Consider the following 26,876-nt stretch of genomic DNA (forward strand, 5'->3'; position numbering starts at 1 on the left):
TTTGCACCTTCCCTCGTTTCCATCGGCGCTCGGCCGTCATCGAAAGGGAAAGTATTTCCGCAGACCATAATTTCAACATTGACGGATATAATATGTCTATTATGAATTGATTTGCGTTTCGCTTCAGGAAGGCCCAAGAGCCGCATGCGGAATGCCGTCGTCCGGGATATGTGGGACGATGTGAATGGGAGGAATGGCATGATCGGCGAAGACGTCAGGCGCAAGGAAGACGACCGGTTGATCACCGGCAAGGGCCAGTATGCCGACGACCTCAAATTCGAAAACACGGCCTATGCCGCCTTCGTGCGTTCGCCGCATGCCCATGCGATCATCCGCAGCATCGACACGTCCGCCGCCCGCGACATGCCGGGCGTGCTCGCCGTCCTGACCGGCGAGGATATTGTTGCAGCCGGCATCGCGCCGATCCCGCATGCGATCGGCAGTTCGCAATTCGGCTCCGACATCCGCATCAAGAACCATGACGGCACAGAGCGCGCCCGCACCCATCACCAGGCGCTGCCGACCGACCGCGCCCGTTTCGTCGGCGAGGCGGTGGCCATGGTGATCGCCGAAAGCACCAATCTCGCCAAGGATGCGGCTGAGGCAATCGAGATCGACTGGGAGGAGCTGCCCGCGGTCGTGCGCGGCGTCGACGCGCTGGAAGAGGGTGCGCCTCAACTCTGGGACCACGTGCCGGGCAACAAGGCGATGGATGGCGAAGTCGGCGACAGGGCCGGCACTGAGGAGGCTTTCACCAAGGCCGCTCATGTCCTCGAATTCACCAGCTGGGCGCAACGTGTCACAGGCGTGCACATGGAGCCGCGTTCGTCCGCCGCCGAATACGACCCGGAGACGGGCAAGTTCACCATCCACGCCTCCGGCGGCCATGGCGTCGTGATGATGCGCGAGCAGATCGCGGCGTCTCTCGGCGTCGACATGGCCTTCGTGCGCGTCGTGGCGCCCCGCGATGTCGGCGGCAATTTCGGCACCCGCAACGCCACCTACCCAGAATTCGTGCTGCTGCCCTATGCCGCCAAGCTCACCGGCCGGCCGGTCAAACATCAGGCGGAACGCATCGAAGCCTTCCTATCGGATTTTCAGGGCCGCGACCTGCATGTGAAGGCCAGGCTGGCGCTCGATGAATACGGCAGGTTCCTCGCGTTCCACTCTATCAATACCAGCAATATCGGCGCCCATACGGTGTCCTACACGCCCCTCAACAAGGGCATCCAGCTGATGACCAGCCTTTATCGGGTGCCGGTCGCGCATGTGGAATTCCGCGCGGCGATGTCGAATACCGTGCCGACCATCCCCTACCGCAGCGCCGGCCGTCCGGAAGCCATGTACATCATCGAGCGGATGATCGACCTTGCCGCCCGCAAGTTCGGTTTCGACCGGGTGGAGCTGCGCCGCATCAACATGATCCCGGAAGAGGCCTCGCCCTATTCGAACCCGATGGGCGTCACCTATGACAATGGCGACTATATCGGCTGCATGGACAAGGTGCTCGACATGGCCGACTGGACCGGCTTCGAGGCGCGCCGCGCTGAAGCCCGCAAACGCGGCATGTATCGCGGCATCGGCCTTTCCAACTATATCGAAGGCACCAGCGGGGTGCCGCGCGAACGCGCCGAGATCACCATCGATCCGACCGCCGGCATCGTCGATGTCGTGATCGGCACCCAGAACACCGGGCAGGGGCACGAGACGGCATTCGCCCAGCTGGTCGGCTCCTTCCTCGGCATCTCCCACGAGGTCGTGCAGATCCGCGCCAGCGATACGGATTTCGTCTCGGCCGGCGGCGGTTCGCATTCCGGCCGGTCGCTTCGCTTTGCGAGCATCGTCATGCACAAGGCGACTGCCGAGATCATCGAACGCGGCCGCAGGATCGCGGCCTTCATGCTGAACGTCGCGCCGGAAGAAATCGACTTCGCCGACGGCCATTTTCGCGCCCGCGGATCGAACGGCGTCGTCAGCCTGTTCGAGGCGGCGCAGGCTGCGGAAAACGATCTCGGCCTGCCGGACGTGCTGCGGGGAACGCTTGCGGCGATTTCCGACGAGACCACCCATGGGCTTGCCTACCCCTATGGCGCGGCGGTCTGCGAGATCGAGATCGACCCGGAAACCGGCTTCTTCCATATCCCGCGCTATTCGACGGTCGATGACGTCGGCAAGGCGCTGAACCCGATGATCGTCGATGGCCAGACCCATGGCGGGATCGTCCAGGGCGCCGGCCAGGCGCTGTTCGAATGGTCGCATTACGACCAGGAGACCGGCCAGAACCTGTCTGCCACCTTCATGGACTATCAGGTGGCGCGGGCTTCGGATTTCCCGAGTTTCGACACCCATATCAGCGAAGTGCCGGCGAAAAGCCATCCGCTCGGTTTCCGTCCGGGCGGCGAGGGTGGTACGACACCGTCGCTCGGCGTGACGATCAACTCCATCACCGATGCGCTCGCCGATCTCGGCGTCACCCATATCGAAATGCCGGCAACGCCCTCCCGGATCTGGGAAGCGATCCGGGCGGCAAAAGCCAAACAAGAAGCCTGAGGAGAAAGCATTGTCCGACGTCCTGATCAATACCCGGGGGAACGTCCTCGAGATCACCCTCAACCGTCCCGACAAGGGCAATGCGCTGACGCCCGAGATGGCGCAGGCCATTACCGCCGCATTGAAGTCGCTGTCGCCGGAAACCCGCGTCGTGCTGATGAATGCCAAGGGCGGCGATTTCTGCACCGGCCGCAGCGCGGCCATGCCTGCCGCCGGTTCTCGTGCTTCCGCGCTCGACCTGCGCACCGCGGTCTCCGATCCGGTGCTCGATTTTTATGAAGTGCTGCGCGAAATCCCGGTTCCGTTCATCACCGCCATCCGCGGCAGGGCAGCCGGCGTCGGCTGCGCCATCGCCGCACTCGCGGATGTGGCGATCGCCGCCGAAAGCGCCACCTTCCAGGTGCCGGAAATGAACCACGACATCGCTCCGACGCTCGTGCTCAATGCACTCGCCGACCGGGTTTCCCGCGCCACGCTCGCCCGCATGGTCTTCACCCGCGATGTGATCCCCGCAACGGAAGCCAAGATGCTCGGCATCGTCGGCATCACGGTCGCCGATGCCGGTATCGACGCAGAAGTGGAACGGGTCGTCGGCCAGCTCGAGAAGAACTCGGTGCCGACCGTGCGCGGCATCAAGGCCTTCCTCTCGATGAGCCCGGAAACCTCCTTCGCATCCCGCAAGGAACTGGCGGCGCTGATCAATTGCGTGGCGACCGCGGAGAAGTTCCGCTGAGATAGGCAGCCAGGATCCCCCTTCATCCACATGCCGCCATGCCTCGGGGAGTTAAGCCTTCTGATCGGCCGTCTAGTCCGAATGCTTCATTGACGGGGTGCGGCCTCGGCGTAGGATCGCTGTGGGGTAAAACACATTGGGCTGGGGGCTGACGGTATCTATGGAGGGTGCCATGCAGGAACCTGATATGCAGAAACTCGATGCACTTGTCGGTCGGCTGGTGGGCGATCTCGGCGCTGGCGTGTCCGGCGTTCTTGTCGTGCTCGGCGACCATCTCGGCCTGTTCCGGGCGATGATGGACGGACGGCTGCGATCCTCGATGGAGATAGCGGAAACGACGGGGCTGACCGAACGCAATGTGCGCGAATGGCTCGCCGCCATGGCTGCGGCCGACTACGTCACGTTTGATGAAAACTCGAACAAGTTCGGTATGACGCCCGAGCAGGCGATGGTTTTTTCCAATGAGGACAGCCCTGCCTTTTTCGGAGGCGCCTTCGAAATCGTCCAGTCGATGTGGATGGACGAGCCGAAGGTGGAGGAAGCCTTCCGCACCGGCCGTGGGCTCGGCTGGCATGAACACAGCACCTGCCTCTTCCGGGGCACCGAGCGCTTCTTCCGGCCCGGCTACAACAGCCATCTGGTCGACGAATGGATCCCCGCGCTTCAGGGCGTCAGGGAAAAGCTTGAACGCGGGGCGGAGGTCGCCGACGTCGGCTGTGGTCATGGCGCTTCGACGATCCTCATGGCCAAGGCCTTTCCGAAGTCGCATTTTCACGGGTTCGACTACCACGCCCCTTCCATTGAGCGGGCGAAGCGCGCAGCGCAGGAGGCTGGCGTCGGCGACCGGGTGACGTTCAGTCAGGCTTCGGCGAAGGAGTTTCCAGGGGGCAATTACGACCTCGTCGCCATGTTCGACTGCCTGCACGATATGGGTGATCCGGTTGGTGCAGGCCGTCATATCCGCGAGACGATGGCGAAGGGTGGCACCTGGATGATCGTCGAACCTTTCGCGCATGACGGCCTGAAGGACAACCTCAACCCGGTCGGGCGCGTTTATTACGGCGCCTCGACAATGATCTGCACCCCCGCCTCCATGGCACAGGAGGTAGGCCTTGGCCTCGGAGCCCAGGCTGGGGAGATGAAGCTTCGCAAGGTGGCGCTCGACGCTGGTTATTCGCACTTCCGACGGGCCAGCGAAACTCCATTCAACATGATCTTCGAGGTGCGGGCCTGACTGCTTTGGATCTACGGTTCCGCACGCACAAGCGGATTGAAGCCCTGATGCCAGGAGTGACCGGCGGTGTCAGGGCTGCCGGCTAAAGCGCCAGTCCTTCGGTCACCAGCGGAGCCAGTGCCTCCGTGGCCGCCGGCGAGATCTGCACGATCGCCCGTGCATCGAGATCGAACACGACGGCAACCGACTGCATCGTGCCGAATACCCGACCGCTGAAGGGATCGACCATCCAGAAGATCAGCGACATGACGCGCTGGTCGGTCTTCTGCAACCCGCCCCAGATCTCGAAACAGTCGCCGAGACGCGGCGTTTCGCCATAAAGGATGCGGAATTCCAGCACCGCGCCGCCGACCTTGCCGGGCGGTGTTTCGGCATGTTTGCTGACGATTTCGCGGATCGGGCCGGTGAGCTGCTTCACCCCGCCGCCGACCGAGCCGATGAATTTCTGTGGGCCGAGGCGGTTGAAGGCGTCGCAGGCCTCCGGTTCGATCAGGCTCATGGCGGTGCGTTTCAGGCCGAGTGCGACCGCCCGCTCACGCGAGGCGCTGATCGTCACCGGCTCATTGCCGGTGCCGCGGGCAAGCGCTTCCCTGGGCGCCTCGACCAGCGAGGCGGAGGCCTTTTCACGGAAGGTCGTTGGCCAGGGACGAGGCGTCTTGAGGTCGGCCGCATCCACATGGGTCAGCCGCACCCTGAAGCTCGCGGCAAGCTGGCCGGAATGGCTGTTGTAAAGCATCAGCACTGCAAACGCCGTTCTCTCGCCGATATCGAGGAAGCCGCCTGTCATATGCAGCGACGTTCCGGCATGCGCTTCGCGATGGAAACGGATATGATGCTCGTTATAGGCGATCGTCGTGGCCGACGTTGGCGAGAAGAGGCCGGGCAGGCCGTTGAAGCCGAACAGCACCGCAAGGCCCTCGTTGGCGCGGGCGACGTAATACTGGGTGTTCCAGTGGGCGTTTTCGTCCACTTCCCATTGGCGCACGCTGCCGCGCCAGACCTCGATCATGTCGTCTTGCGGTGCACTCACGCCGGCTCTTCCTCCAGAACGATACGTCCCTTGACTGCACCTTTGGACAACCGGCTCATCGCGTCGTTGATCGATGATTTCGGCAGAGCCTCATAAGGGATGGCATCGAGTTTTCCGCTTTTGGCGAGTTCCACCAGGTCGCGCAATTCCTGCAGCGAGCCGGTGATGCTGCCGATCAGGCTCAGGCCCCCTTGCGCCATGCGCATGGTCGGTATGGTGAGCTGCCCGCCGAACATGCCGACCATGATGATGCGGCCGCCGCGCGCCAGCGCCGGGAAGCAAAAGGCGGCCGTCTGGCTGTTGTTGACGAAATCGATGATGGTGCGCACCGGCCGGCCGGCCGCGTCGACGATCCTCTTCGTCACGTCGTCGCCGGTCGAAAGCACGGTCTTGTGGGCGCCGGCATCGGTTGCGATCTTCAGCTTCTCTTCGGAAACGTCGACCACGACGATGTTCTGGTGCCCGAGCGCCTTGAGGATGACGATGCCGCTGAGGCCGAGCCCACCCGCGCCGACCACGACGATCGCCTCTTCTGGGCGCACCGGCATCGCCTTGCGGATGGCGGAATAGGCGGTGAGGCCGGAGCAGGCATAGGTGGCGGCAAGTGCGGGGTCGAGGTCACCGGTATCGATCAGGTAACTGCTATGCGGCACCACCACATGGCTGCCGAAACCGCCGGGCCGGCGCATGCCGAGCGGCCGGCCCTGCATGCAGAGGTTCTCCTGGCCGGCACGGCAGGTTTCGCACTCGCCGCAACCGAGCCACGGATAAACGAGCCTTATATCGCCGACCTTCACATCCGTTGCATGGGGGCCAATGGCGGTGACGGTGCCAAGGATTTCGTGACCGAGTGTGAGCGGGTATTTCATGCCGATGCTGTCGATCGACACCTGTCTGTCACCCATGTCGAAAATGCCCTTCCACAGGGTCAGGTCCGAATGGCAAAGCCCGCAATGAGATACCGAAACGACGACCTCCGAGCCCACCGGCTGCGGGTTCGCCTCCTCGACCTCCCGGAGCACTTCCGATGCTTCGAATACCTGCCATGACCGCATGATCTAGCTCCTCCCAGAGGCACGGAACGTATCAGGCTGCCTGTTATGTGGCAATTGAGAAATGGAGTTGGGTTATGCGCTGGTTCAAAATTGGTGGCGGCTGCCCAACCACGGCCGTCATCCTCGGGCTCGACCCGAGGATCCAGCGCCGCGTCTGCGGCGAAGGGCTCTTTTCACGCGAAGGACTTCGCGTGGATGGATCCTCGGGTCGAGCCCGAGGATGACGACGGAGAGGTAGGATAGCTGCGGAGAGGTTGGAATGGCTCTCCATAAAGGAAAGGAGAACGAGGGCAGCTTAGGGCAGCCGTATCAAGTCCCGTTACTCCACCTTCTCCTGCCCCTCGATCGCCGCCTCTGCTCCGGCAATCGCCTTGTCGAGCAGTTCCAGAAACGCTTGCCGCTCCTCCAAAGACAAAAACCGCAGCAGGTCGGCCTCGTGCAGCGGCAGCGAGGTTTCCACCAGTGCGGCGGCTTCGAACCCTGCTTCGGTGAGGCGGAGTTCATAGACGCGGCCGTCATCGGCGGCGCGGTCGCGTTCGACGAGTTTGTGTTTGATGAGGGGACCAAGCGTCTGGACCAGCGTCGGCGGTTCGATGCGCAACCGCCTCGCGAGCGCGATCTGGCTGATGCCGGGATAACGGCGGATCAAGAGCAGCACGCCGCCCTGGACCGGGGTTACCGCAAGCGAACGGGCGCGGAACCAGTTCTGCCAATGGCTGCCGAACAGCGATTGCAGGCGGCGGATGCGGATGCCGACGACGCCGTCGAGAAGGACGGCATGACCGTCCCTCTCTGCCGGTGCATTCGGTTCCAAACTCATGTCTTGTCCCAGTTGCCGTAGACCTTCACGTCCATCGAACCGATGCCTTCGAATGTGCCGTGCAGCACGTCGCCGGGAGCGATCGGGGCGACTCCTTCCGGCGTGCCGGTCATGATGATGTCGCCCGGATAAAGCGTGTAGGCCTTGCTGGCGAATTCGATCAGCTTCTGGACGTTGAAGATCAGCATGCTGGTGTTCGATTTCTGCCGGCTCTCGCCGCCGATCGTCAGCTCGAAATCGAGATTGTTCGGGTTCGGGATCTCGTCTGCGGTGACCACATAAGGTCCGAGCACGCTGAACGTGTCGAGCGACTTGCGGTAGCTGCGCTCTTCGGGGCCGCGGATGGTGATGTCGTAACAGATCGCGTAACCGGCAACGTAATCCAGCGCGTCGGCTTCCGACACGCGAAATCCTTTTTTGCCGATGATGACGGCGAGCTCGATCTCGTGGTCGGTGCGCCGGTCGGCCCAGTCGACCACGACGCCTTCCGACGGGCCGACCAGCGAGCTCACCGCCTTCAGGAACACGCCCGCCTCGGCGATCGGCTTGATCTTCATGCCGTGATGCAGCTGGTCGCTGTCCAGCACTTCATCGAGATGGAGCCGGTAGTTGACCGGCGCGCCGACGATCTTGCCGGGATTGGCGATCGGGCTGAGAAGCGCGACCTCGGATAGCGGCTTCGACGGCGCGGTCTTCGCCATTTCTTCCATGACCGGCCGCAGCTCGGCGAAATGCGCCATGAACTGGTCGCCATGGGGCAAGGGGTAACGATAGTTCGGCAGGCGATCGAGGATGCTCGTGACATCCTTCACCTGATCGCCCACGACCACGCCGAGACGATTATCGTCGTAGCGACAAAAACGCATGATTTCTCTCCCTGATCTCGTTCGCTCAGACGCGGGTGCGGTCTTCGCGGAAATAGCCGAGCTTCTCCTGAGCTACGCGGTCGGAGAAGCAGAATACGACGACGTCCTCGCTGGCCTTGAACGAGCGCCATGACCAGCCGGGCACGACGATCACGTCCTTCGGGCCGAAGTCGAAGGTTTTCACGCCTATCGTGATCGAACCGGTGCCTTCGGCAATGCACATGACGATATGATCCGTGGAGCGGATCTTCGCCGTTTCCATGCCCTTCGGGACGTGACTGAGCCATGCGGACATGGTCGGCATCGTCCAGCCGCCGTCGATCGGGTTGGAGTATCGCAGCGTCGTGCCGATATGGGCGTCGATTTCTTCGCCACGCGAGGCGCGGTAGAGGGCTTCGCGGCTGCGCTCATAGGGATAGTTGAAGATCGGCGTCGTCTGGCCATAGGGGCTGGTGCCGCCGATCGGCATCATGCCGGAGCCGAACCGGGCAAGCGAGTCGCCTTCCGGCCGAAGCAGTTCCTGTTCGGTATCGTCGGAATCCTCGCGGAACACCGCTTCGAAAAAGGCGATCATCGGCACGTCGAGACCGTCCAGCCAGGCGGCCGGGTCGGAACCGTCATTGCCGTGGTCGTGCCAGGCCCAGACGGGCGTGATGACGAAATCGCCGAACGCCATGCGGGTGCGCTCGCCGCCAACGGTCGTATAGGCGCCCGAACCTTCCAGCATGAAGCGCAGCGCCGAAGGCGTATGGCGGTGAGCCGGCGCCACTTCGCCCGGCATGATGATCTGGATGCCGGCATAAAGCGTCGAGGTGGCGCGCGACTGGGCCGGGAAGGCGGGGTTTTCGAGGATCAGCACCCGGCGCTCCGCTTCTTCGGCGGTCAGCAGGCTGCCGGATTCGAGGATCAGCGGGCGGATGTCGTCGTAACGCCAGCGATGCGCCTGCGCCTTGGAAGCCGGCTCCGGCGGCAGCATGCCCTTCATCACCTCCCAGAGGGGCGCCATGTTGTGCGGCTTGAGCCGCGCGTAAAATTCTTCCCGTTTCGCGACGGTGGCGGCATCGATCTCGTGCATGAAATCCTCCTCCTCGGCTCCTCCAGCCGAAGATCGTAAGGTATACTAATTAATTTGATGAGGTCAATTGGGAGTGAGATCTAGGCATCGCCCGATCCCACACGCGAAACAGAAGTCGATGGCCACAGCTGTACGTCACGACTTGGCTTGGCCGGAATTTTCACTCACGGTCTTTTCGCCAATAATCGTGATCTAGATCTTTCCAGACGTAAAAGCCATTCCAGACACCGAGCCATACGCTCAACAAGCCAAGGCTACCGGAATTTATGATCTCGAAAGTCGACCTGTCCAAGTTGGAGGGACGGATTTTCTTTGCCCAGAGGCCGATCAATGCGCCGCCCCACCATCCGGCAATGACCATACCGGCGATTGGCCATTTATAGGCGATCGACGCGAGGCAGATGAGCACGCATGCCCTATAGACGTTCAACTTGATAATTGAGTTCATCTTCCGATCATGTTTGTGACTATTCCATCACAGGACGGGTGTAGCACCGTAAAGCCCTTTGCATCCGCCCCCACAAACGAGGTGGGCCGACGCCGTGCACCCACGTATTATTCTCAGCGCACTGCCGTGCTCTTTGCCCGCGTCGGCTTCGGCGGCGCGGGCGGCTTGACGTTGTCCTCGCCCTTTGCCCCGCGGCCGGGTGCGCCGAGCCGTTCGGAAAGCCGGTGGGCGGCGGCCATCAGGGCGTCGATCGTCGGTTTCTTGCGGGGGCCGGCGAGCTGTTTGTCGGAGCCGAGCACGGTCATGGTCGCGACGATCCGGCCGCTATAGTCGAAGACCGGCGCGGCGATCGCGGCGAAGCTCGAATTGATGCTGTTGACCGTCATCGCATAACCCTGGTGGCGCACGGTCTCGATGATCTTCTGGATTTCCTTGATCGTGGTGACGCGCGGCGAGAGCGAGGCGGTGTCATCTGACGCACCCCGTTTGGCTGCAGCGATCTCGTCCTGCCGCACCGCCATGGTCTCGCTTTCGTTGAGATAGGTGAGGAAGACCTGGCCGGTTGCCGAAGTGAGGAGCGGCAGCACGTAGCCGAGGCGCACGGCAAGCGATCCCTGCCGCTCGCCGTCCACCTTGGAAACGATGCCCGGGCCGCGATCGCCCCAGAGCGAAAGATAGGTGGCGAAACCGGCGGTGCGCTGCAGCGCCGCCAGTTCCTCACGGGCGAATTCCACCACGTCGAGCTGGCGGATGGCCGACAGGCCGAGCTGGATCGCGAAGCGGCCGAGCCCGTAATGCCCGGTGACCGGATCCTGGAAGGCGACGCCTTCCTTGACGAAGCTGACGAGATAGAGATGAGCCTTGCTGGGCGGCATGCCGGCGGCGGCGGCGATATCGCGCAGCGGCAGCGGTCCGTTCGCCGCCTCCATGGCGCGGATGACCTGGAAACCGACCTCGATCGATTGAATGCGGCGCTGGGTCCATTCCTCCGGCGCCTTGGTCTTATCTGACGGCATCCTAAATCCCCTGTGTTCCCAGTTGATTATATTTATATCTGCAGCAGGTCGAGCCCGCTTTAAGCGTAGTTTTCCACAGCGCGGAAGGCTGCGACCAGATCCTCGGCATCGAGCATCCGCTCCTGGTTGACCAGGAACGGGCTTTTCGCGCAGGCCGCGGCAAGATTTTCGATAGCCGCATCCCCGACCTCCGGCAGACCAAGCGCCAAAAGCCGGCGCGGCATGGCAATCTCGTCGTAGAAACCGAAGAGGGTCGTCAGTTCGTCCTCGGGGCGGCCTTCGGCCATTGCCTGCACCAGCGTGCCATAGGCGGCATGTTCGCCATGCAGCGAGTGTTTTTGCACAGGCTCGATCGCGCCGAGTTCGGTCGCGACCGCGTGGGCAATGGAGAGACCGGTGTTTTCGAAGGCGACGGCGCTGAGCCAGAGGATCGCCTCGACGACGGCTTCGAGATCCGGCGTCACCTCGCCGGTTCCGGCGACCCGCATGGCACCCGGCCCGTGCTCGAGCAGCATCCGGTAACAGATATCGCCGAGCATCACGCCCGTTTTCAAGGGCCGGGTGCCCTGTTTGGAAAGACCTGTGCCCTTCCAGGCGCCTTCTGTCTCGAACTTTGCTGTCAGCGCATCACCGATGCCGCCGCGCAGCAACCGGGCAGGGGCCCTGGCGATGATCGCGGTGTCGACGATCACGAAGGCCGGGTTCTGGTCCATCTGCTCGACGGCGATCATCCTGTGATGGTCGTCATAGATGACGATGCCACGGGTCGAGGGCGCGTCGGTGGAAGCGACCGTCGGCACGCTGACAAAGGGCAGGCCGGTGCGGCGCGAAACACCCTTGGCGACGTCGAGCGTGCGCCCGCCGCCGATGCCGACCACCACTTCTCCACCCTTTGCCCGCACCAGCTCGGCCAGACGGTCCATTTCCCGATATGTAACATCCGCATCGAAGGGGATGATGGTGGGTGAAATGTCCTGCCGGTTCAGGGTCTCGGTGAGATCCGCCTCGATATGGGGAAGCACCACGGCGTCGCAGATTACCACGACCGAACGGCCGAGCGTCGCCGCCTTTTCGCCAAGCAGGTTCAAGGACCCCGGACCCTGGATATAAAAAGCCGGCGCCCGGAATATACGTGTCATGCCTCCCCCCGGAATGCTGTAACGCCGAATGCTATACAACATTATCAAAGGAAATGGGAGTTTTGCATTACTCCGGCGGCCCGCGACTCAAACGAGATCGGCGAGATAGGTGTTTTCCGCCCGCGACTGCGCGTAGGCCGCCGGATCGACCTCGGCGATGATCAGGGCCTCACCCTTGGCGGGTGCCTCGGCGATCAGCTTGCCATCCGGTGCCGCAATCCGCGAAAGGCCGGCATAGGCGAACAGATCATCGGAGCCGCAGTGGTTGATATAGGCGACAAAAACCTGGTTCTCGAAGGCGCGGACCTGGATCATGTGCTCGGCGATGAACTGACCGGACCAGCCGATCGGCAGCGCGGTCGGCACGACGACGAGATCGGCGCCGCCCTTTGCCAGTTGCCGGACGTTTTCGGGAAACTCGACATCGTAGCAGATCAGGAAACCCAGCCTGATGCCCCCGAGCGTCACCAGAACCTGGCGGCGATCCTCCTGTCGGAACCATTTGCGTTCATAGGGACCGTAGAGGTTGCATTTGCGATAAACGGCGGTCTGGCCCTTGCCGTCGGTGAAGAAGGCGCTGTTGAAGGTGTTTTCGAAGGTCTTTTCGGCAAAGCCCGCGACGATCGCCAGACCATGTTTCGCGGCGATCTGCGACAGCCGGTGGGTCACCGGGCCGTGCGCGGGCGTGGCGAGATCGGGAAATTTCTCCGCCGCGCCATAACCGGTCAGCGCCAGTTCCGGAGTGATCAGCAGTGCGGCGCCCTGGGCGGCGGCCTCTTCGGCAGCCGTCTCGATCTTGGCGAGGTTCGCCTCGATATCACCGACGACGGGCTGCATCTGGAAACCGGCGATCTTCATGGGTTCGTTCCTTTAGCGCTCGTCCGACATGGCCCCGAGCAGTTTGGGCAGGTCGCCGAAGCGGGCCACCAGACCGAAGACGACTGCCGCGATGACCAGGAACAGCACCGTCACGGCGGCCATGGTCGGCGTGTAGCCGTAACGCAGCGCATTGAAGATCTTGATCGGCAGGGTTTCCATTGTGAAGCCGACGGTCATGTAGGCGACGATATATTCGTTCAGCGACAGAACGAAGGCAAAGGCGTAACCGGAAACGAGATAGGGCAGGATCAGCGGCAGCACGACGGTGCGGAAGATCTTGCGGTCGTCGGCGCCCATGGTGGCGGCCGCTTCCACCAGCGAACGGTCGATGGCCGAAAAGCCGAGCGACAGGGTGACCAGCGGCAGGGTGACGAAGAAGATGCCGTGGCTGATCACCGCCGTCCAGGCCTGGCCGTAGAAGCCGGTGGTCGCCCAGAAGGTGAGCAGCCCGAGCGCGGTAATGACCGGCGGCAGGGTGAAGGGCGCGACGCCCAGAAGCTGGAAGATGTTGGCCCAGGGGGCTATCCGACGCCACAGGAACCAGGCAAGCGGCAGGGCGATCAGCAGGGCCAGAAGCGCGGAGGAGGCAGCCAGGGTCAGTGAGGCGACCAGCGCATTGCGCCATTCGGGATTGGTGAAGATCTGGCCGTACCAGGAGAGCGAAAAGCCCTGCGGCGGAAAGGCGAGCGTCTGGCGGGCATTGATCGAGACGCCGGCGACGACGATCAGCGGCAGGGCCAGGAACAGGCCGACGACGAAGAAGAACAGGCGGCGGAGAGCTGTCATTTCGCTTGCCTCTGCTGTCCGGCATAAAGTGCCAAGCCAACCAGCGCCAGCGACACGAGCACGAGGAAAACGGCCATGGCGGCGGCAAACGGCATGTTCGACTGGTAGATCGCCTGATCGGTGATCAGCACCGACAGCGTCCAGTGCTGCGGCCTTCCGAGAAGCTGCGGCAGCAGATAGGAGCCGAGCGCGAAGATGAAGACCATGATCAGCGTCGCCAGAATGGTGTTGCGCAGCGCCGGCACCACGACGGTGAAGAAGGCTTTGACCGGCGAGGCGCCGAGCGTGCGGGCCGCTTCCGTCAGCGTCGGGTCGAGGCGCACCAGCGCCGGATAGAGGACCAGGACCGTATAGGGGAAGGCCTGGTAGGTCATGGCGGTCATGACCGCGCCGAAGCTCGGGGTCAGTGCCTGGGCCTGGGCCATCAGCCCCAGCCAGACAAGCAGGTTGGTGATGCCGGCGGTGCGCGAGAAGAGCGTCGACCAGGCAAAGCCGATCATCACTTCCGACAGCGACAGGATGGAGAGCAGCGCCACCAGCCAGACGATCTGGATTCTTCGAGGCGAGCGGGAGAGGAGATAGGTGAAGGGAATGCCGATCACGACGCAGGCCGCCGCGACGGCGATCGCCAGGAACAGCGAAAAGCCGAGGACCTTGCCGAAGAACAGGCTGAGGAAGCGGGCGTAGTTGTCGAATACGAAGGCGGGCGTATAGAAACCGCCCTGTTCACGCTGAAAGACGGACACCGCGATCATCGTGGCGAACGGCACCACGAAGAATACGATCAGCATGCCCGCCGGAAAAAAGAGCGGCCCGTAATCGGCAAGACGCTGCGGCGGTTCGCGTCTCATCTGGCGAGCACCACGCTGGTGGCGGGATCGAGCCTTATGCCGACGCTCTGGCCGACCGAGACGTCCGGCCGGGTGCGCGGCGAAGACACCGCGATCACCTGGGTGCCGCTCGCCTCCACGAAGGTTTCGATGGCGCCGCCGAGATCGCGGATGAAGGTGACGGTGCCGGCAATCGCACCATGGCCGGGCGCGGTAAGCTGTACGTCTTCCGGCCGCACCGACAGCATGCCTCTTGCCGCGCCAGTAGGGAGCGAAATGCCCTCGACCACCTCGCCGAGCACGCTGGCGCGACCGGCGCTGTCGGCTGCGACGGGCAGGAGGTTGGTCTGGCCGATGAAATCGGCAACGAAACTGTCGGCCGGGCGGCGGTAGATATCGACTGGCGCGGCCGCCTGGCGGATCTCGCCGCCGTTCATGACGACGACCGTATCGGCCATGGTCATCGCCTCGCGCTGGTCATGGGTGACGACGATGGTGGTGATGCCGAGCCGCTGCTGCAGCTGGCGCAGTTCCACCTGCATCGCCTCGCGCAGTTTCGCATCGAGCGCCGACAGTGGTTCGTCGAGCAGGAAAAGCTTCGGCGAGATGGCGAGCGCCCTTGCGATCGCCACGCGCTGCCTTTGGCCGCCGGAGAGTTTTGCCACCGAACGGTCGGCAAAGCCCGGAAGGTGGATCATTGCCAGCAGCTCGTCGACGCGTTTCTTCTGTACGTCCTTGGCCACGCCGCGGATGCGCAGCGAATAGGCGATGTTCTCGCCGACCGTCAGGTGCGGAAACAGCGCCAGCGACTGGAAGACCATGCCGAGGTCGCGCTTGTGGGTGGGTACCGCGGTGATATCGGCGCCGCCGAGCTCGATCGAACCTTTGGTCGGCAGATCGAGGCCGGCGATCATCCGCATCAGCGTGGTCTTGCCGCAGCCGGACGGCCCGAGCAGGCAGACGAACGTGCCATCCGGAACCGACAGGCTCACGTCGTTGACGGCCGTGAAGTTGCCGAACTGCTTCGTCACATGGTTGAGGTTCAATCCGGACATTCGGTCTCCGCAGGTGAGTTCCGCCTGGTTGGATAGATGAGAGGTATGGCGTCACCCCCTCATCCGCCCTTCGGGCACCTTCTCCCCGCTGGGGAGAAGATATTTGTGCTGCACCCTCGCTTTTCCCTCCTCTCCCCTTGGGGGTCCGAAGGACGGGACGAGACAAGTGGCTCGTCCCCGGTCGGTGGCCGAGCGAAGCGGAGGCCGGGTGAGGGGGCTTCCGGCTTCGACCTTATACGGATTCAAATCACCCTGCGATCATCTCCGTCCACTTCTGGTTCAGGAAGTCGGACTTGGTCTGGTAGAGATCGTAACGCGGGATGATCGGCTCGATATCGGAGGAGACCGAGGCGAATTCGTCGGCGGTGAGGTCGAGCAGGTCGCGCTTGACGGTCGGCGAGGTGCCGACTTTCCGCGACAGCGTCGCCTGGATGGCCGGCTGGCACATGTAGTTGATGAAGGTATGCGCTTCCTCGGTCTTCTTCGAGGCACGCGACAGCGCCCAGCAGCCGCTGTCCTGGATGCCGCCTTCCTTCGGGAAGGTCGAGCGGACGGGGCTTCCTTGCGACGCGGCAAGGCCTGTGACGTCGTGGTAATACTGGCCCATCGGAATTTCGCCCGACTTCAGCGCCTGTTCGAACTGCGCTTCGTCGCGATACCAGAGGCGGACGTTCGGCTTCACTTCCGCGAGCTTTTCGAGCGCCTTGAGGATGCCCTCGTCGGTATCGAGCGCCTTGGTGCCGCCCATGAAGGTCTTTGCCGTCACTTCGAGCAGGAAGGAGTTGGAGACGAGCGCCAGGAGGCCGAGCTTGTCGGCATTCGCCTTGTCCCACAGGGCTGCCCAGGAGGTCGGGGCTTCCTTGTAGGCCTGCGTATTGGTCACCAGCGTGATGTACCAGGAAACGGCGCCGATGCCGGCAATCTTGCCGTCCGGATATTTGTTGACGAAGTTGTCGATGAGGTTCTTGGAATTCGGCAGCTTGGCGGCGTCGAGCGGCGCCCAGAGCTTGGTTGTCTGACCCTTCAGCATGGCGACCTGCGACATCATCGAGACGTCGGCCGGAGCGGCACCCGCCTTGGCGGCCTGTTCGAGCTGAACCAGCCAGGCTTCGCCGGTCGGCTCGGCGACCGATTCGATGGCGATGCCGGTCGCCTTGGTGAAGTCAGGAAAGATGTTCTTGTCGAACGAATCCTTGAAGAAGCCGCCATAGACGCCGACCTTCAGCGACTTGTCCTGGGCGCGCAGCACCGAGGGCATGGCCAGCATGGAGGCGCCGGCGAGGCCGGCACCGAGCACGCTGCGGCGGCCCAGTTTGGCATTCAGAATGTCACGCATGATGTTCTCCTTTGTTTTTTAGGCCTGCCGGTGCTTCGCCGGCCGGCGAGTTCCCTTGTTGAATGCAGTTTATGTCAGGCGCGGCCCTTCACGGAAGGGCTGAAGACCATCAGGCTCAGGATTTCGAACAATATCTGAGCGCCCGCATGGGCCGTGTTGTTGGTCGCGTCATATTGCGGCGCCACCTCGACCACGTCGCCGCCGACGATGTTGATGCCCTTGAGGCCGCGGATCAACTCCAGCACTTCGCGGGTGGTGAGCCCGCCGATCTCCGGTGTGCCCGTACCGGGCGCAAAGCTCGGGTCGAGGCTGTCGATATCGAAGGAGACATAGGTCGGGCCGTCGCCGACGATTTGTCTGGCCTTCTCGATGATCGCCGGCAGCCCCATACCGGTCACTTCCTCGGCGTGGATGACGGTCATGCCGGACTCGTAGGAGAACTCCCACAGATATTCGGCAGCCCCGCGGATGCCGATCTGGATCGTCCGGGTGGGATCGAGCACGCCGTCGAGCACCGCGTTGCGGAAGGGGCCGCCGTGGTGGAACTTGGTCTCGTCGAAAAAGCCGCTCGTGTCGCAATGGGCATCGATATGGATCATGCCCACAGGCGCCTTTTTGCCGACCGCCTTCAGAATCGGATGGGTGATCGAATGGTCGCCGCCGACCGAGAGCGGCAGCACGCCGGCATCGACGATCTGGCCGACGCGCTTTTCGATGTCGTCATGGCTCATTTCCAGCCGATAGCGGCTGCGGAAGGCCACGTCGCCGATATCCGCGACGTTCAGTTCATAAATCGGCGCGCATTCCATCACGTGGTTATAGGGGCCGACGCGCTCGATCGTGCGCAGCGCCCTCGGTCCGAAGCGCGAGCCCGGGCGGTTGGTGACGCCGAGATCCATGGGCATGCCGACCATCGCCACCTGCAAGTCGCCGAAATCCGGGTTCTCCGCATCGAGCGGCCTGTAGGGCGCATCGAGAAGCGTGGGAATGCCCGCATAGGGCGCGACGCGGGTGCCGGCCTTGTCGAAGATCTTCTCGCCGACCTTTTTGAATTTCGGATCGAAAATCTCGCCGCCGGGGCTGTCGAGATATTTTGCGCGCAATTCGTCGAGCTTCTTCGCGTCGAATGTCATGATCGCCTCGCCTGTCTGCCAGCCGCTTGTGTGCAGCCTAATTTTTGTTCCACTGGGCTTACCGCCCTTGTTTTCATCATTATCCGTCAGGTGCGGGTGGAAAAGCAATTGAGATTGTTCTAGCAGTGGCTGTGAGAAAAACTAACACTTAAGATCAATTCGACGATCGGTCCGGGACCAAGATGAGCAACCGCCTGCCGCCCCTCAATCCGCTGCGCGCCTTCGAGGCCACGGCCCGCCGCGGCTCGGTTTCTGCAGCGGCCCGGGAGCTCAACGTCACCCACGGCGCGGTCAGCCACCAGATCAAGGCGCTGGAAAGCTCGCTGCAGGTCTCGCTGTTCGAACGCGGCGCCAAGCGACTGAAGCTCACCTCGGAGGGCGCGCTGTTATTGCCGGCGGTCAGCCAGGCATTTGGCGAGATCGCCGCCGCGACCGCGCAGATGAAGCGGCCGGCGACATCAGGCGAGCTGTCGATCACCTGCGTGCCGGCGCTGCTGTCCTTCTGGATCGTCCCGCGCCTCAATTCCTTCACCGAACAGTTTCCCGGCGTCAGGCTGAAGCTTGCCGCCTCCAACGATCCGGCCGTGCTGCATTCCTCGGATGTCGACGTCGCCGTTCTCTATGGTGACGGCAACTGGCCGGATGCCTGGACGCGGCTCTGGAGCAACCTGCAGCTTTTCCCGGTTGCGAGCCCGACCCTGCTCAACAGCCGGCCGCTGCGCTCGATGCGCGATCTCGAAGACCATGTCCTGCTGCATGGCGACGCGGACGGGCGCGAGTGGAACACCTGGCTTTCCGCCGCCGACGCCGTCGACCTGCCGCGCCGGCAGCAATATTTCATGGGCGACGCGCGGTTTTCGACGGAAGCCGCGCTGCACGGCCAGGGGATCGCGCTCGGCGACACGATCACCGCCAGCAAGCTGATTGCCCGCGGCGAGCTGGTCGTGCCTTTCGACCTGAGCGTTCCGGCCAACGATGCCTTTTACGTCGCCTGCCGGCCAGCCATGCGTTCGGCACCGATCGTGCGGGTCTTCATCGACTGGCTGTTCGCCTCGCTGGAGGCAGATCAGCTCGCCGAACCGCATACCTCGGCCCGCATCCTGTTGCGCGGCCGCCGCGCCTGATATCTATCCTGTATCCATTGTCCGGGCGATCAGTAGAGCGGAGGTTTACCTCGCCGGCGAACCCGGCTAAGCGGGGTTCAAAAACTTGCCACTGCTGCTCATCTATTGATTTCATAGAGTGTCCGATGCTTCGTCGCTTCTTTGCCTATTACCGGCCATACCGCGGGCTTTTCATCCTGGATTTCGGCTGCGCGATCATTTCGGGCGTGCTGGAACTCGGCTTTCCGATGGCGGTGAAGCTGTTCGTCGACCGGCTTCTCCTCAGCCACGAATGGCTGCTGATCCTGCTCGCATCGGCAGTGCTGCTGGTGATTTACGCGATCAATACCGGCCTGATGGCGATCGTTACCTATTGGGGCCATATGCTCGGCATCAATATCGAGACGGACATGCGCCGGGCCGCCTTCAACCATCTGCAAAAGCTCTCGTTCAGCTATTTCGACAATCAGAAGACCGGCCATATCGTCGGGCGCCTCACCAAGGACCTGGAAGAGATCGGCGAGGTCGCCCATCACGGGCCGGAAGACCTGTTCATCGCCATCATGACCTTTGTCGGCGCTCTCGCGCTGATGTTCTCGGTCAATCCGCAGCTGGCGATGATCACGGCCGTCGTCGTGCCGCTGACCGCCTGGGTGACGAGCCATTTCGGCGGCCGAATGACCGATAATTTCCGCCGTCTCTTCGGTCGCGTCGGTGATTTCAATGCCCGCATCGAGGAAAATGTCGGCGGCATCCGTGTGGTCCAGGCTTTCGCCAACGAGAGCCACGAGCGCGCGCTTTTCGAAAAGGACAACCAGAACTACCGGCGCGTCAAGCTCGATGCCTACAAGCTGATGGCGGCGAGCAGCTCGCTCAGCTACATGAGCATGCGGCTGACCCAGATGGTGGTGATGATTGCCGGTGCCTATTTCGTGCTGTCGGGCGAGCTGACCGCCGGCGGCTTCATCGGCTTCCTGCTGCTGGTCGGGGTATTCTTCCGCCCGGTCGAGAAGATCAATTCGGTGATCGAGACCTATCCGAAAGGCATTGCCGGCTTCCGCCGCTTCGCCGAATTGATCGATACCGAACCGGATATCGCCGATGCTCCCGATGCGGTCGACGTCGATCACCTCAGGGGCGAAATCGCCTATCAGAGCGTCTCCTTCGGTTACAGCCCGGACAAACCGGTGCTCGAAAACGTCAACCTCTCGATCCGCGCCGGCGAAACGATCGCCTTCGTGGGGCCTTCGGGCGCGGGCAAGACCACGATCTGCTCGCTGTTGCCGCGCTTCTACGAGATCGGTGCCGGAAGCATCACCATCGACGGCATCGATATCCGCGCAATGACCAAGGTGTCGCTGCGCCAGCAGATCGGCATCGTCCAGCAGGACGTCTTCCTGTTCGGCGGGACGATCCGCGAGAACATCGCCTATGGCCGCCTCGGCGCCAGCGAGGTGGATATTGTCGAGGCGGCGCGCCAGGCAAGGCTCGAAGAGATGCTCGCGGGCCTGCCGCAGGGGCTCGACACGGTGATCGGCGAGCGCGGCGTGAAACTCTCCGGCGGCCAGAAACAGCGCGTCGCGATCGCCCGCATGTTCCTGAAAAACCCGCCGATCCTGATCCTCGACGAGGCAACCTCGGCGCTCGATACCGAGACGGAACGCGCCATCCAGCGTTCGCTTGCCGAGCTCTCGCAAGGCCGCACGACACTGATCATCGCCCACCGCCTCGCCACCATCCAGGGCGCCGACCGCATCGTCGTCATCGACGGCAACGGCATTCTCGAGCAGGGCACCCACCAGGACCTGATCGCCAAGCGCGGTGCCTATACCAGGCTCCACGCGGCGCAGGTTGGGGTGATGTGATAGTCTCCACCCACTGATTCACGCCGCCGGACCGCATGGAAACTTCGCTTTATCTCCCCGTCAAAACCTTCCTCGAAAGCTTCGGATACGAGGTGAAGGGGGAGGTGTGCGGCTGCGATCTGGTGGGGTTGAGCGAGACGGATCCACCAGTCGTGGTGATCTGCGAGCTGAAGCTCACCTTCAATCTCGAACTGATCCTGCAGGCGGTCGACCGGGCCGGGGTTTCGGACGAGGTGTGGATCGCTGCGCGGGTTTCCGCCAAGGGCAGGGGACGCGAGGCGGACAAACGGTATCGCGATCTCTGCCGCCGGCTCGGGATCGGCATGCTCGGCGTCTCGGATCAGGGTGAGGTCAGCGTGCTGGTCAGTTCGGTCTCGCCGATGCCGCGCACCAATCCGAAACGGCGCACGCGGCTGCTCAAGGAACATCGTAAGCGCAAAGGCGATCCGGCTGTCGGCGGCAGCACCAAGGTCCCGGTCATGACCGCCTATCGCCAGCAAGCACTTGCCTGTGCTTCGGCGCTTAGCGGCGGCCCGCTCAGACCGCGCGACATGAAGCAGGCGGCGCCTACCGCTGGCACGATCCTGCGCGCCAACTATTACGGCTGGTTCGAGCGCATCGACAAGGGCGTCTATGGGCTCACCGAGGTCGGCCGGCAGGCGCTGCAGCGCTGGCCGCAGACGGCGCCGGGCGAGATAGAGCTTTAATTGCACCAACAGAAAAGCCGCCCGCTTCGAAAGCGGGCGGCTTTGTTGATCTCTCGAGCGCGAGGCTTACGGCTGCGTGCCGGTGCCGCCAGTCGCGCCGCCAGCCGGCGGAGTTGCCGGAGTGGCATTGTTAGCCGGCGGAGCTGCCGGGGTCATTGGAGCCGGTGCAGGGGACGACGTGGAGTTGTCGGTTACCGGCGGGTTGGTCGAAGACGTAGTCTGCGGATCGGTCGAGGAACCGCCCATCTGCGACCATACGAAAGCGCCGACCAGAATGACGGCGATCACGGCTACCCACGGTACCCACGAAGAGGTGCTGCTCCGGACTTCAGTGGCCCGGAGGTCCGGATCACGGGTCTCGAACTTTCTGTCATTGGGATCAAAAGTCATGCTTGCTTCCTCCTTCTGCAGCCGGATAATGCCTCGGTACGCGTTTGGTTCCCGAATTCGTGAACGCCGCAAGCAGGTCGTGCCGAATTAACGGGCAAATCTCTTGGCGCCTGCCACGCAGGCAACCACCGCAAGCGTCGCGGCGAACATGCCGAGACTGACCTTTTCGCCGAGAAGTGCGGCCGCCAGAACCAGGCCGAAAAAGGGCTGAAGAAGCTGCAATTGGCTTACCCCGGCAATGCCGCCGAGCGCCAGGCCGCGATACCAGAAGATGAATCCGATCAGCATGCTGAACAGCGAGACATAGCCAAGACCGAACCAGGACGTGCTGTCGAGATCGGGCAGGGAGACCGGCATCGCGGCGATCGACAGGGTCAGCATCACAGGCAGGGAAAGTGCCAGCGCCCAGGAGATGACCTGCCATCCGCCGAGCTTGCGCGACAGGCTGGCGCCTTCCGCATAACCGAGCCCGCAGGCGATGATCGCCCCCAGCATCAGGAGATCGCCGACCGAGGAGGCGGCCTCTTCCTGAAACAGCGCGAAGCCGGCGACAATGGCGCTGCCGAGGCAGGAGAACAACCAGAAGACGGCCTTCGGGCGTTCGCCACCCCTCAGTACCCCGAAGATCGCCGTCGACAATGGCAGCAGGCCGACGAACACGATGGAGTGAGCCGAGGTGATATGTTTCAGCGCCAGCGCCGTGAGCAGCGGAAAACCGATGACGACGCCGAGCGAGACGATGGCGAGCGGCAGAAGATCGGACGGGGCCGGGCGTTTTTCGCGAAAGGCCAGCAGCAGGCATATGGCGAGCAGCCCGGCGATCGTGGCCCGCGCCACGGTCAGGAACAGCGGATCGAAATCCGCAACGGCAATGCGGGTGGCGGGAAGCGACCCGCTGAAGATCAAAACGCCAACGAAACCGCTGATCCAGCCGCTTGTCGTGTTGTTCATCGAAAGTCTCCTGATTTCCAAGCCTTGCCCTTGAACGCCTCCCTTGGACGTTCATCGCAGGCATTCCTTGGGTATTTTCCCGCTATCGGCCGGAAGCCATGGCGGCACCAGAGACAATGCGATACAATTTCCAGAAACTGTTATGGTTTGTGGAGCAGTACGGTGGATGCAAGGGCGGAACAGAAGGGCGGCGGCCAGCGTATCGGGGCCGTCATGGCGGAGATCCGCAGCCGTATCGCCGGCCGCGGACTGGTGCCCGGCGCGCGGCTTCCTTCGGTGCGGGCCTTTGCCAAGGCGATGCATGTCTCCGCCTCGACCGTAGTGGAAGCCTATGAGCGGCTGGCCGCGGAAGGATTGATCCGCTCTCGGCCGGGGTCGGGTTTCTACGTCTCGAGCCCGCTGGCACCGCTGTCGCTTTCCGAGATCGGCCCGAAGCTCGACCGGGCAATCGATCCGTTCTGGGTGTCGCGCCAGGCGCTGGAGGATGGCGACCTGTTGAAGCCCGGCTGTGGCTGGCTGCCGTCCTCCTGGATGCCCGAGGCGGCGATCCGAAGGGCTTTGCGCAGCCTGTCGCGCAGCGAGGACCGGGTCCTGTCGGACTACGGCACGCCGCTTGGCTCGCCGCCGCTGCGGCAACTCCTCTCCCGCCGGATGGGGGAGCATGGCATATCAGCGGCTCCGGACCAGATCATCCTCACCGAATCCGGCACCCATGCCATCGACCTTCTCTGCCGTTTTCTGATCGAGCCGGGCGATGCGGTTCTGGTCGACGATCCATGCTATTTCAATTTCCACGCCCTGCTGCGTGCGCATCGCGCAAAAGTCGTCGGCGTGCCGATGACACCGGCCGGGCCGGATATCGAGGCATTCGGAAAGGCGATCGAGGAGCACAAGCCGCGGCTCTACATCACCAATTCGGCGATCCACAATCCGACCGGCGCGACGCTTTCGCCGGTTGTAGCGCATCGGCTCCTGAAACTCGCCGACCGGGCCGGGCTGACGGTCATAGAGGACGATATCTTCGCCGATCTGGAGCATGAGCCGGCGCCGCGTCTGGCCGCCTTCGACGGGCTCGACCGGGTGGTGCATATCGGCAGCTTTTCGAAGACGCTGTCGGCTTCGGTGCGCTGCGGCTTCATCGCCGCCAAGCGGGAATGGATCGAGGGTCTGGTCGACCTGAAGATTGCCACGAGCTTCGCTGCGGGCCGGCTGTCCTCCGAGCTCGTATTGCTGCTGTTGACCGATGGCAGCTACAGGAAACATCTGGAAGAACTGCGCGTCAGGCTGTCCCGGGCAATGGAGGCGACGACGGGGCGTCTTGCAACGCTCGGCATCAGGCCCTGGCTGCAGCCGCGCGCCGGCCTGTTTCTCTGGTGCAGGCTTCCGAACGGGATAGAGGCGGCGGATGTGGCGCGCGCCTGCCTTGCCGACAATATCGTGCTGGCCCCCGGCAACGCATTCAGCCTCTCCCAGAACGCCGGCAGCTTCCTGCGCTTCAACGTGGCGCAGTCGGAGGATGCGAGGATATTCCGGAGCCTCGGACGGGCGCTCGACGCCCTGGGTCAATGATGGGGTGAGAGCTGCCGGCCGGGACTTCGGTCGTCAGGTATTCTTGTCCGAGCGCGCAAAATCCGGGATTTGGAAACGCCGCCGGTAGGCGCCGGGTGCGAGGCCCGTGACACGCTTGAACAGACGGCGGAAGAAGGCGGGCTCCTCATAACCGACCTGCCAACTGATCTCGTCGACCGAAGCTTCCGTCCCCTCCAGCCGGCGCTTGGCCTCCTCGATCCTCAGGCGCTGCACGTAGGCGATCGGGCTGACGCCTGCTGCAGCCGTGAACCGACGCTTGAAGGTGCGTTCGGTAAGGCCAGCCCGCAGGATCATCTCCTCGAGCGGGTTTGCGACGGAAAAGTGGGTTGCGACCCAATCCTGCGCCGCCTGGATCGCCGTGTCGCCATGGTCCTTGCGGCCTTCGAAGACGATATAGGGGGCGAGCCCGTCCTGATGCCATTGCAGTGCGAAGTAGCGCGCGATCGATCGGGCGGCAGCGGCGCCCATATGGCGCGCGATGAGGTAAAGAACGAGATCGTGCCAGGTCATCGAAGCGCCCGAGCTGATCAGCTCCTCGCGCCGTCCGGAAACCACCAGCACCCGTTCGGGATGGATCGACACCTGCGGAAAGGCGGCCGCGAAGGTACCGGCATAACCGAAATGCACGGTCGCATCGGCGCCGTCGAAGAGGCCGGTCTCGGCCAGCAGGAAAATGCCCGAACAGGCCGAACATATCAGCGCGCCGCCCGCATGCATCCGGTTTACCCAGTCGACCAGCTCCGGATAACGGCCTTTCCGCCAGCCGTCCGGCCTCAGCAGGATCGACGGGACGATGACGATATCGGTCGCCTCAAGCGTGGCGATGCTGCGCTGGACGGTGACCGGCACCAGGCTCGCGAGGGTCAGCGGCCCGACCTCTATGCCGACGATCTGGACTTCGAACGGGCGGGTTATCGCAACGTCCGGCGGCGGCAGGACGGAAAAGGCGTTCATCACGTCGAAGACGCCGCTCAGCGTCGAGACCACGGCATCGGGAATGGCCACCAAGCTTACATGCAGCGGCTTCAAACTTGTCCCGGTCGCCTCACGCGGCATAACGATCCCTCCAATGATCAAATCCGTACACCGAGCCTGAGAATGGCGCAAACGGCCCGATTGTGGATTTTCCCGCTCTGCCCGAACCGGGTCGGACCTGCGATCCTTTGCCATCATCAATTTCCGATGAAGGAACAGGAGATAGCAATATGGACTACGTCAAGACGAACGAGATCGATCCGGCCAAGTTGGACGCGATCGTTTCCCGCGCCATCGGCGATCTGTCGGCGGGGTACGGAGGCGTTATGGTCAGTATCGGCCATCGTCTCGGGCTCTATAAGGCAATGGCCGGGGCCGGACCGCTCAGTGCCCACGAGCTAGCAAGCCGCACCGGCTGCGCCGAACGTTACATCCGCGAGTGGCTGAATTCGCAGGTTGCCGGCGGTTATGTTCTGTTTCATGCCGTCAGCGACAGCTTCGAACTTACCCCGGAACAGGCGCTGGTGCTTGCCAACGAGGATAGCCCGGTCTTCCTTGCCGCTGCCTGGGGCGTGCCGGCTTCCATGTGGTCGGATGAGGAAAAGGCGCTGGAGGCCTTTCGCAAGGGTTCCGGCATTCCCTGGGGCGATCATGATGGCCGGCTTTATTGCGGTGTAGCCTCGCTCTATCGCAATGCCTACAAGGCAAGCCTGGTCCCGGAATGGCTGCCGGCCCTCGATGGCGTGGTCGACAAGCTGAAGGCCGGTGCCTCGGTGGCGGATGTCGGCTGCGGCCATGGCCACTCCACGGTGCTGATGGCGCAGGCTTTCCCGGCCTCGCGTTTCCGTGGCTTCGATACGCATCGGGTATCCCTCGACGAAGGCCGCAAGATCGCCGCAGACGCGGGCGTCACCGGACGGGTCGCGTTCGAGACGGCACGCGCCGAAAACTATCCCGGCAAGGGCTATGACCTGATCTGCTTCTTCGATTGCCTGCACGATATGGGCGACCCGTTGGCGGCAGCCCGGCATGCGGCGAGAACGCTTGCGCCGGATGGTACGGTGATGCTCGTCGAGCCCTTCGCCAACGACCGCGTCGACGACAACATCTCGCCCGTCGCCCGCATGTATTACGCTGCGTCGACGACGATCTGCTGCGCCCATGCGATTTCCGACGGCGGCCACATGGTGCTCGGCGCGCAAGCCGGCGAAGCAAGGCTGCGGGAGATTTTCTACAAGGCCGGTTTCACCCGCTTCCGGCGGGCGATGGCAACGCCGTTCAACCTCGTCCTCGAGGCACGGCTGTAATCC

25 protein-coding genes are annotated in these 26,876 nt (G+C 63.2%); 8 read left to right on the forward strand and 17 right to left on the reverse strand.

The window, feature by feature from the left end:
* The first annotated feature begins 198 nt into the window (after positions 1-198).
* From C5J22_RS20920 to C5J22_RS20930, 3 genes are all read left to right on the forward strand, one after another.
* Positions 199-2,550, forward strand: a complete 2,352-nt coding sequence (locus C5J22_RS20920; protein ID WP_105439801.1) for a xanthine dehydrogenase family protein molybdopterin-binding subunit — start codon at positions 199-201, stop codon at positions 2,548-2,550.
* A 10-nt stretch (positions 2,551-2,560) separates the two neighbouring features.
* On the forward strand, positions 2,561-3,283 hold the full coding sequence (locus tag C5J22_RS20925; RefSeq protein ID WP_172746732.1) for an enoyl-CoA hydratase/isomerase family protein: 723 nt from the start codon (positions 2,561-2,563) through the stop codon (positions 3,281-3,283).
* A gap of 172 nt (positions 3,284-3,455) precedes the next feature.
* The gene (locus C5J22_RS20930) at positions 3,456-4,517 is read left to right on the forward strand and encodes a class I SAM-dependent methyltransferase (RefSeq protein WP_105439803.1); all 1,062 of its coding nucleotides are present in this window, start codon (positions 3,456-3,458) and stop codon (positions 4,515-4,517) included.
* Between the two features lie 82 nt (positions 4,518-4,599).
* Here the strand turns inward: C5J22_RS20930 and C5J22_RS20935 are convergent, their stop codons facing one another.
* The 14 genes from C5J22_RS20935 to speB form a co-directional block, all read right to left on the reverse strand.
* Positions 4,600-5,547: a thioesterase family protein gene (locus C5J22_RS20935; protein WP_172746733.1), complete on the reverse strand. Its 948-nt coding sequence runs from the start codon at positions 5,545-5,547 to the stop codon at positions 4,600-4,602.
* Positions 5,544-6,602: an alcohol dehydrogenase gene (locus tag C5J22_RS20940; RefSeq protein WP_105439805.1), complete on the reverse strand. Its 1,059-nt coding sequence runs from the start codon at positions 6,600-6,602 to the stop codon at positions 5,544-5,546. Before C5J22_RS20940 ends, C5J22_RS20935 begins: the two co-directional genes overlap by 4 nt.
* A gap of 319 nt (positions 6,603-6,921) precedes the next feature.
* Entirely contained in the window at positions 6,922-7,422 is a 501-nt protein-coding gene (locus tag C5J22_RS20945) for a MarR family winged helix-turn-helix transcriptional regulator (protein WP_105439806.1), read from the reverse strand.
* Positions 7,419-8,288 carry a fumarylacetoacetate hydrolase family protein gene (locus C5J22_RS20950; RefSeq protein WP_105439807.1) on the reverse strand — a complete coding sequence of 290 codons (870 nt, stop codon included), beginning with the start codon at positions 8,286-8,288 and terminating at the stop codon, positions 7,419-7,421. Before C5J22_RS20950 ends, C5J22_RS20945 begins: the two co-directional genes overlap by 4 nt.
* 25 nt (positions 8,289-8,313) lie before the next feature.
* A complete protein-coding gene (gtdA, locus tag C5J22_RS20955) occupies positions 8,314-9,363 on the reverse strand; it encodes a gentisate 1,2-dioxygenase (protein ID WP_105439808.1) in 1,050 nt (349 codons plus the stop codon).
* 160 nt (positions 9,364-9,523) lie between these two features.
* Complete coding sequence (locus C5J22_RS20960; protein WP_105439809.1) at positions 9,524-9,811, reverse strand: hypothetical protein; 288 nt, start codon at positions 9,809-9,811, stop codon at positions 9,524-9,526.
* A gap of 113 nt (positions 9,812-9,924) precedes the next feature.
* Positions 9,925-10,827: an IclR family transcriptional regulator gene (locus tag C5J22_RS20965; protein WP_105439810.1), complete on the reverse strand. Its 903-nt coding sequence runs from the start codon at positions 10,825-10,827 to the stop codon at positions 9,925-9,927.
* Positions 10,828-10,886: 59 nt separating this feature from the next.
* Positions 10,887-11,966 carry an iron-containing alcohol dehydrogenase gene (locus C5J22_RS20970; RefSeq protein ID WP_172746734.1) on the reverse strand — a complete coding sequence of 360 codons (1,080 nt, stop codon included), beginning with the start codon at positions 11,964-11,966 and terminating at the stop codon, positions 10,887-10,889.
* Positions 11,967-12,053: 87 nt separating this feature from the next.
* On the reverse strand, positions 12,054-12,824 hold the full coding sequence (locus C5J22_RS20975; RefSeq protein ID WP_105439812.1) for a carbon-nitrogen hydrolase family protein: 771 nt from the start codon (positions 12,822-12,824) through the stop codon (positions 12,054-12,056).
* 12 nt (positions 12,825-12,836) lie between these two features.
* On the reverse strand, positions 12,837-13,631 hold the full coding sequence (locus C5J22_RS20980) for an ABC transporter permease (protein WP_046604813.1): 795 nt from the start codon (positions 13,629-13,631) through the stop codon (positions 12,837-12,839).
* Complete coding sequence (locus tag C5J22_RS20985; RefSeq protein WP_105439813.1) at positions 13,628-14,482, reverse strand: ABC transporter permease; 855 nt, start codon at positions 14,480-14,482, stop codon at positions 13,628-13,630. Before C5J22_RS20985 ends, C5J22_RS20980 begins: the two co-directional genes overlap by 4 nt.
* A complete protein-coding gene (locus C5J22_RS20990) occupies positions 14,479-15,516 on the reverse strand; it encodes an ABC transporter ATP-binding protein (RefSeq protein ID WP_105439814.1) in 1,038 nt (345 codons plus the stop codon). The genes C5J22_RS20985 and C5J22_RS20990 overlap by 4 nt, the downstream gene beginning before the upstream one ends.
* A 247-nt stretch (positions 15,517-15,763) precedes the next feature.
* Positions 15,764-16,852: a PotD/PotF family extracellular solute-binding protein gene (locus C5J22_RS20995; protein ID WP_105439815.1), complete on the reverse strand. Its 1,089-nt coding sequence runs from the start codon at positions 16,850-16,852 to the stop codon at positions 15,764-15,766.
* Positions 16,853-16,926: 74 nt separating this feature from the next.
* The gene (gene speB, locus C5J22_RS21000) at positions 16,927-17,985 is read right to left on the reverse strand and encodes an agmatinase (RefSeq protein ID WP_105439816.1); all 1,059 of its coding nucleotides are present in this window, start codon (positions 17,983-17,985) and stop codon (positions 16,927-16,929) included.
* 182 nt (positions 17,986-18,167) lie between these two features.
* On the opposite strand from speB, the gene gcvA reads away from it, so the two are divergent.
* From gcvA to C5J22_RS21015, 3 genes are all read left to right on the forward strand, one after another.
* Positions 18,168-19,109 carry a transcriptional regulator GcvA gene (gcvA, locus tag C5J22_RS21005; RefSeq protein WP_105439817.1) on the forward strand — a complete coding sequence of 314 codons (942 nt, stop codon included), beginning with the start codon at positions 18,168-18,170 and terminating at the stop codon, positions 19,107-19,109.
* Between the two features lie 125 nt (positions 19,110-19,234).
* Positions 19,235-20,953, forward strand: a complete 1,719-nt coding sequence (locus C5J22_RS21010; RefSeq protein WP_105439818.1) for an ABC transporter ATP-binding protein — start codon at positions 19,235-19,237, stop codon at positions 20,951-20,953.
* Between the two features lie 35 nt (positions 20,954-20,988).
* Positions 20,989-21,660 carry a DUF2161 domain-containing phosphodiesterase gene (locus C5J22_RS21015; protein ID WP_105439819.1) on the forward strand — a complete coding sequence of 224 codons (672 nt, stop codon included), beginning with the start codon at positions 20,989-20,991 and terminating at the stop codon, positions 21,658-21,660.
* 66 nt (positions 21,661-21,726) lie between these two features.
* Here C5J22_RS21015 and C5J22_RS21020 read toward each other — a convergent pair whose 3' ends face one another.
* Entirely contained in the window at positions 21,727-22,050 is a 324-nt protein-coding gene (locus tag C5J22_RS21020; RefSeq protein ID WP_105420733.1) for a hypothetical protein, read from the reverse strand.
* An 87-nt stretch (positions 22,051-22,137) separates the two neighbouring features.
* The gene (locus C5J22_RS21025) at positions 22,138-23,001 is read right to left on the reverse strand and encodes a DMT family transporter (RefSeq protein WP_105439820.1); all 864 of its coding nucleotides are present in this window, start codon (positions 22,999-23,001) and stop codon (positions 22,138-22,140) included.
* 213 nt (positions 23,002-23,214) lie between these two features.
* Between C5J22_RS21025 and C5J22_RS21030 the strand changes: the two genes are divergently transcribed.
* Entirely contained in the window at positions 23,215-24,570 is a 1,356-nt protein-coding gene (locus C5J22_RS21030; protein WP_105439979.1) for a PLP-dependent aminotransferase family protein, read from the forward strand.
* A 33-nt stretch (positions 24,571-24,603) separates the two neighbouring features.
* Here C5J22_RS21030 and C5J22_RS21035 read toward each other — a convergent pair whose 3' ends face one another.
* Positions 24,604-25,647, reverse strand: coding sequence for a GlxA family transcriptional regulator (locus C5J22_RS21035; protein ID WP_105439821.1), 1,044 nt, complete (start codon positions 25,645-25,647; stop codon positions 24,604-24,606).
* Between the two features lie 149 nt (positions 25,648-25,796).
* Here C5J22_RS21035 and C5J22_RS21040 point away from each other — a divergent pair, with 149 nt between their 5' ends.
* Complete coding sequence (locus tag C5J22_RS21040; protein WP_105439822.1) at positions 25,797-26,873, forward strand: class I SAM-dependent methyltransferase; 1,077 nt, start codon at positions 25,797-25,799, stop codon at positions 26,871-26,873.
* Positions 26,874-26,876: the final 3 nt, after the last annotated feature.

The sequence above is a fragment of the Neorhizobium sp. T25_13 genome, assembly GCF_002968675.1.
Classification (GTDB): Bacteria; Pseudomonadota; Alphaproteobacteria; order Rhizobiales; family Rhizobiaceae; genus Neorhizobium; species Neorhizobium tomejilense.

Excerpts from the sequence above, each read along its gene's own strand:
- C5J22_RS20920 (WP_105439801.1), top strand. The coding sequence starts at position 199 with ATGATCGGCGAAGACGTCAGGCGCAAGGAAGACGACCGGTTGATCACC.
- C5J22_RS20930 (WP_105439803.1), top strand. The coding sequence starts at position 3,456 with ATGCAGGAACCTGATATGCAGAAACTCGATGCACTTGTCGGTCGGCTG.
- C5J22_RS20940 (WP_105439805.1), bottom strand. The coding sequence starts at position 6,602 with ATGCGGTCATGGCAGGTATTCGAAGCATCGGAAGTGCTCCGGGAGGTC.
- C5J22_RS20945 (WP_105439806.1), bottom strand. The coding sequence starts at position 7,422 with ATGAGTTTGGAACCGAATGCACCGGCAGAGAGGGACGGTCATGCCGTC.
- C5J22_RS20950 (WP_105439807.1), bottom strand. The coding sequence starts at position 8,288 with ATGCGTTTTTGTCGCTACGACGATAATCGTCTCGGCGTGGTCGTGGGC.
- gtdA (WP_105439808.1), bottom strand. The coding sequence starts at position 9,363 with ATGCACGAGATCGATGCCGCCACCGTCGCGAAACGGGAAGAATTTTAC.
- C5J22_RS20960 (WP_105439809.1), bottom strand. The coding sequence starts at position 9,811 with ATGAACTCAATTATCAAGTTGAACGTCTATAGGGCATGCGTGCTCATC.
- C5J22_RS20965 (WP_105439810.1), bottom strand. The coding sequence starts at position 10,827 with ATGCCGTCAGATAAGACCAAGGCGCCGGAGGAATGGACCCAGCGCCGC.
- C5J22_RS20970 (WP_172746734.1), bottom strand. The coding sequence starts at position 11,966 with ATGACACGTATATTCCGGGCGCCGGCTTTTTATATCCAGGGTCCGGGG.
- C5J22_RS20975 (WP_105439812.1), bottom strand. The coding sequence starts at position 12,824 with ATGAAGATCGCCGGTTTCCAGATGCAGCCCGTCGTCGGTGATATCGAG.
- C5J22_RS20980 (WP_046604813.1), bottom strand. The coding sequence starts at position 13,631 with ATGACAGCTCTCCGCCGCCTGTTCTTCTTCGTCGTCGGCCTGTTCCTG.
- C5J22_RS20985 (WP_105439813.1), bottom strand. The coding sequence starts at position 14,482 with ATGAGACGCGAACCGCCGCAGCGTCTTGCCGATTACGGGCCGCTCTTT.
- C5J22_RS20990 (WP_105439814.1), bottom strand. The coding sequence starts at position 15,516 with ATGTCCGGATTGAACCTCAACCATGTGACGAAGCAGTTCGGCAACTTC.
- C5J22_RS20995 (WP_105439815.1), bottom strand. The coding sequence starts at position 16,852 with ATGCGTGACATTCTGAATGCCAAACTGGGCCGCCGCAGCGTGCTCGGT.
- speB (WP_105439816.1), bottom strand. The coding sequence starts at position 17,985 with ATGACATTCGACGCGAAGAAGCTCGACGAATTGCGCGCAAAATATCTC.
- gcvA (WP_105439817.1), top strand. The coding sequence starts at position 18,168 with ATGAGCAACCGCCTGCCGCCCCTCAATCCGCTGCGCGCCTTCGAGGCC.
- C5J22_RS21010 (WP_105439818.1), top strand. The coding sequence starts at position 19,235 with ATGCTTCGTCGCTTCTTTGCCTATTACCGGCCATACCGCGGGCTTTTC.
- C5J22_RS21015 (WP_105439819.1), top strand. The coding sequence starts at position 20,989 with ATGGAAACTTCGCTTTATCTCCCCGTCAAAACCTTCCTCGAAAGCTTC.
- C5J22_RS21020 (WP_105420733.1), bottom strand. The coding sequence starts at position 22,050 with ATGACTTTTGATCCCAATGACAGAAAGTTCGAGACCCGTGATCCGGAC.
- C5J22_RS21025 (WP_105439820.1), bottom strand. The coding sequence starts at position 23,001 with ATGAACAACACGACAAGCGGCTGGATCAGCGGTTTCGTTGGCGTTTTG.
- C5J22_RS21030 (WP_105439979.1), top strand. The coding sequence starts at position 23,215 with ATGGCGGAGATCCGCAGCCGTATCGCCGGCCGCGGACTGGTGCCCGGC.
- C5J22_RS21035 (WP_105439821.1), bottom strand. The coding sequence starts at position 25,647 with ATGCCGCGTGAGGCGACCGGGACAAGTTTGAAGCCGCTGCATGTAAGC.
- C5J22_RS21040 (WP_105439822.1), top strand. The coding sequence starts at position 25,797 with ATGGACTACGTCAAGACGAACGAGATCGATCCGGCCAAGTTGGACGCG.